Origin of the sequence: Actinotalea sp. (assembly GCF_041597215.1) — a bacterium.
Lineage (GTDB): Bacteria > Actinomycetota > Actinomycetes > Actinomycetales > Cellulomonadaceae > Actinotalea.
This window is the reverse complement of record NZ_JBFHHB010000269.1, coordinates 1-4,090: the sequence shown is the minus strand read 5'-3', so window position 1 is coordinate 4,090 and position 4,090 is coordinate 1. Positions and strand designations below refer to the sequence as shown.

5 protein-coding genes are annotated in these 4,090 nt (G+C 72.8%); 1 reads left to right on the top strand and 4 read right to left on the bottom strand.

Annotated features, from left to right (window positions below):
- Both ABWK99_RS14350 and ABWK99_RS14345 read right to left on the bottom strand, forming a co-directional pair.
- Positions 1–793: hypothetical protein (locus tag ABWK99_RS14350; protein WP_372595381.1), on the bottom strand; the 793-nt coding region annotated here is incomplete at its 3' end.
- Entirely contained in the window at positions 790–1,461 is a 672-nt protein-coding gene (locus tag ABWK99_RS14345; protein ID WP_372595380.1) for a TetR/AcrR family transcriptional regulator, read from the bottom strand. The genes ABWK99_RS14350 and ABWK99_RS14345, both read right to left, overlap by 4 nt.
- Before the next feature lie 421 nt (positions 1,462–1,882).
- Here ABWK99_RS14345 and ABWK99_RS14340 point away from each other — a divergent pair, with 421 nt between their 5' ends.
- Positions 1,883–3,268, top strand: coding sequence for a sulfite exporter TauE/SafE family protein (locus ABWK99_RS14340; RefSeq protein WP_372595379.1), 1,386 nt, complete (start codon positions 1,883–1,885; stop codon positions 3,266–3,268).
- A gap of 52 nt (positions 3,269–3,320) precedes the next feature.
- Here the strand turns inward: ABWK99_RS14340 and ABWK99_RS14335 are convergent, their stop codons facing one another.
- Together ABWK99_RS14335 and ABWK99_RS14330 are read right to left on the bottom strand one after the other, a co-directional pair.
- The gene (locus ABWK99_RS14335) at positions 3,321–3,632 is read right to left on the bottom strand and encodes a cupin domain-containing protein (protein WP_372595378.1); all 312 of its coding nucleotides are present in this window, start codon (positions 3,630–3,632) and stop codon (positions 3,321–3,323) included.
- A 61-nt stretch (positions 3,633–3,693) separates the two neighbouring features.
- Positions 3,694–4,090: lactate utilization protein C (locus ABWK99_RS14330; RefSeq protein ID WP_372595377.1), on the bottom strand; the 397-nt coding region annotated here is incomplete at its 5' end.

The following is a 4,090-nucleotide window of genomic DNA, read 5'->3' as shown; positions in this document are numbered from 1 at the left end:
CGGGGTCGCCGGTTACCTGCATGACGACGGCCATCCCGGCGACGGCAGTGCCGAGCATGGCCATCCACCCCGCCACGGCGTACGTGGCCCGCTGCACTCCGGGTGCGCGACGGAGGGTCCCCCATCCCACCGCCAGGAGGGCCGGCACGACCAGGCCGAGATCCATCAGCTTGACCAGCCAGAACACCACGGGATCAGCGAGGTACTCCGGAGCGCTCGGCTGCGCGCTCCAGGCGTCCAGGAGACCGGGGAGGTGCAGGCCGAGCGCGAGGAACCCCGCGACGACCAGGGCGAACGTCCCCAGCGCCCGGTTCACCCCTCGGCCGGGAGCAGGCAGTCGTTCGAGGTCGATCGCGTTCCAGGCACGGACACCGATGAGGAGCGCGAGGACGAGGAGGCCCAGGTAGAGCGGGAAGAACCGCTCGCTGTTGCCCGGGTAGCGACCGGGGTCGCCACCCAGGGCGAGCTGGGTGGCGGTGTAGGCGATGTAGCCCGCGGGCCCGAGGGCGAGCACCGCACCAGCCCGGTGCCGGAGCAGGACCAGGACACCGGCGAGGATGCTGACGGGCGCGACGACGGTCAGGCCCGCGACATCCCCGCCGGCGATCTGGTTCAGCGCGCCGGGCGAGACGTGATAGACGATCACGTCGGCGACGAGGGGGCCGAGGAGGGCCACCGCAGCAGTCCCCGCACCGGCGGCGATCAAGGCGCCGGCGAGGACCCGGTCCCGGGCCGGCGCCGCCGATCCCCTCATGGCCCTTCCCTGCGAGGCGTTCGTCGGCATGGTGGTCATTCCCGTACTTCTTCCGTGTGAGTGGGTGACGAGGGCGGACGGTCCTGGCCGTCCTGTGTGCCGTAGCGAGCCAGGACCAGGTCGACGGCAGTCCGGGGGTAGTCGGCGGAGATGGGCTCACCCGTGATGAGGACGCCGAAGTACACCGGTCCCGCGAGCGCGTTCACGACGGCATCCACATCGGTGTCCGCGCTGAGCTCACCTCGCGCGATGCCGCGGTCGACCGCTGCACGCCACCGGCGCTGGTTGGGCCCGATGATCAGCTCGCGGTAGCTCGCGGCGAGGGCCGGGTCGGCAGCCATCTCGGCGACCAGCCCCGGCAGGACCCGACCGAGCGGGGTGCGGCTCAGCAGGTCGATCAGCTCCCCGATGAGGGCCCGAAGGTCCTCGGCCACCCCGCGGTCCCCCGTGGCGACGTCGGGCCGCATCTGGGTCACCATCGCCTCGACGACCAGCTGGGACTTCTGCGCCCACCGCCGGTAGACCGCAGGCTTGCTCACACCCGCTCGGCGGGCGACCTCCGCCACGGTGAGCCCCACGTAGCCGACCTCGGCCAGCAGGGCGATCGTCGCGTCGAGGATCATCCGGTCCATCTCCGGGTCGCGGGGACGCCCGCGGTCGCTGCCGTGACCGCCCGGGCGACGCGGCCCACGAGCCTGCTCCGTCACCGGACAGCCTCCCTCTTTTACGATCCTGACCGTAACGTAACAAGAGCGCGCTGCTCTCGCAACACCTGGGTGCGTCTTCAGCTGAACGACGGCGGCGCCCCTCGGCACCACCGTCGCCGACGAGAGCGCACCGCCTCCGATGAAGAGTTGCTGAAGATCTCCACCCGAAGCCCGGATGCCCGGGTCGGACTCACCCGCGCGCGGATAGCGTCGGCACACGCCCCTGGCGTTGCGAGCCACCAGACGACCCTGACGAGAGGGAGACGAACCCGATGCTCACGGCCTCGATCACCGCCGCCCCCGCCGTGGTCTCCGGCTCCCTGCTCCGCCCGCACGACCGAGCCCGGCGGACCCCCCTGACCGCCGATCGGCCGCGGTCCCCTGCGGCGGCCGATCGGCTCCCTCCCTCGACGAGACCGTGATGCCGGTCGTCGACCTGCCCGTCAAGGGCATGACCTGCCAGGCCTGCGAGGTCCGCGTCACGAAGGCGCTCCGAGCCGTCCCGGGCGTCCAGCGGGTCACCGTCTCGGTCCGCAGCGGGGTGGCGCGGGTCCACACCACCACCTCGGTGCCTCGCGGACGCCTGGACCAGGCGATCGTCAGAGCCGGGTACGAGCCCGGACGCGACGACTCCGGGTGGCTGAGCACCGACCCGGCCGTATGGCGCGATGTCGCCGTCGGCGTGGGGGCCGTCGTCGTGCTCGGGCTCGCCCTGCGGGCCAGCGGCCTGACCTCGCTCGCTGACCAGGTCGGCGTCATGGCCACGTCCGGCAGCCTGGCGATGGTCGTCCTGCTCGGCGTCGCCGCGGGCCTGTCGACCTGCATGGCCCTGGTCGGCGGCCTGGTCCTGGCGGTCTCGGCGCGGCACGCCGAACGGTGGCCGCAGGCGACCGCGGCGCAGCGACTGCGTCCCCAGCTGGCCTTCAACACCGGCCGGGTCGTGGGTTTCGGGCTGCTCGGAGCCCTGCTCGGTGCCGCAGGATCGGCGTTCAGCCTGTCCGGGCCCGCCCTGGCGGTCGTGATGATCGCCGTCTCGCTGGTGATGGGCTCGGTAGGCCTCAGGCTGACCAGCGTGTCCCCACGGTTGTCCCGCGGTGGGACCCTGGCGCTGCCCCCGGCACTGGCCAGGGCCGTGCGTCTCGATCGTGTCGACGGCCCCTACAGCGACCACCGCGCCGCGCTGGCGGGCGTCGGGACCTTCCTGCTCCCCTGCGGGTTCACCCAGGCGGTCCAGGTCTACGCGATGTCCACCGGGAGCCCGGCGCGGGCCGGGACGATCATGGCCCTCTTCGCCCTGGGCACCGTCCCCGGCCTGCTCGGCATCGGCAGCCTCGGCGCGGCCGTCAGGGGTGCCCATGCCCGCCGCTTCTTCCGGTTCGCGGGCGTGGCGGTCCTGGCCTTCGCTGCCGTCAACGTGACCGGAGCGCTCGCCGTCCTCGCCCCCGGGCTCCTCGCGCCCGCGGCCGCCGTCTCGACGTCCCCGACCGGCGGACTGAGCGAGAACGTCACGCTGGACGGTGACATCCAGGTCCTGCGCACCACCCAGGTCGCCAACGGGTACGAGCCCTCCGCCGCCACCGTCTACGTCGACCGTGAGGTGCGCTGGGAGATCGACTCCACCGCCATCAGCTGCGCAGCGTCGATCTACGCGCCGGAGCTGGGCATCGAGCCCGTGGTGCTCGACCCGGGCCTCAACGTGCTCACGTTCACCCCCACCCGGACCGGCGACCTGCGCTACTCCTGCGGGATGGGCATGTACTGGGGATCGGTCACCGTCATCGACGAGCCCCCGAGCACGGCGGGCTGACCGGGCCGCTCGCGGACCGTGGCGGCGTGGAGGGTCTGCCGCGGAGCAGTGGTCAGACGCTGCCTGCCGACTCCACGACCAGGACGCGGGCCTCGCCGATCGGCGAGGCGACGTGCTCGGTCCCGACGGACGCGTAGAAGATGTCGCCGGTCTCGAGGACCGTGGAGGACTCGGCCCCGTCCTGGCGGTACCGCATCTCCACCCGACCGTCGAGCACGACGAACACCTCGGCTCCGTCGTTCACGTGCCACTGGTAGGGCTCGTCGGTCCAGTGCAGTCGCGTGGTGATGCCGTTCATCTCCGCGATGGGCAGAGCACCCCAGGCTCGGCCGGCGGTGAACTCTCGGCTCCGGATGATCCTCATCGCTCCGCCTCTCCTCGATCCTCGGCGGGCCACCGTGGCGCGCGCCGGCTCGCGCGGCAGGCTACGCCCCCAGCAGCACCACATCCAGACGGCGCGGACCGTGCACACCCTCCACGCGACTGAGCTCGATATCGCTCGTCGCGCTGGGGCCGGAGACCCAGGTGAGCGGGCGGGTCACGTCGAGTCGGCGCATCGCCGCGGGCAGCCCACGCACGACGTCCTCGGCCCGCACGATGCACACGTGATGGTCGGGCACGAGCGAGATCGCACGGCGGCCCTGGTCGGGCCCGGCGTCGAGCACGATCGTGCCGGTCTCGGCGATCGCGAGCCTGCTCGCGGTCACGACGGCCTCCGCCAGGTCGAGGTCGGCCAACGGGACGGGATCGGCGGCGGTGTCGACGAGCAGCTCGACGCCCGAGCGCTCGGCCTCGGCCAGCCAGCCCCGGTCGAGCCCCTCG

Bases quoted from the DNA above. Each gene is read 5' to 3' on its own strand.
- ABWK99_RS14335 (WP_372595378.1), bottom strand. From the start codon at position 3,632: ATGAGGATCATCCGGAGCCGAGAGTTCACCGCCGGCCGAGCCTGGGGT.
- ABWK99_RS14340 (WP_372595379.1), top strand. From the start codon at position 1,883: ATGCCGGTCGTCGACCTGCCCGTCAAGGGCATGACCTGCCAGGCCTGC.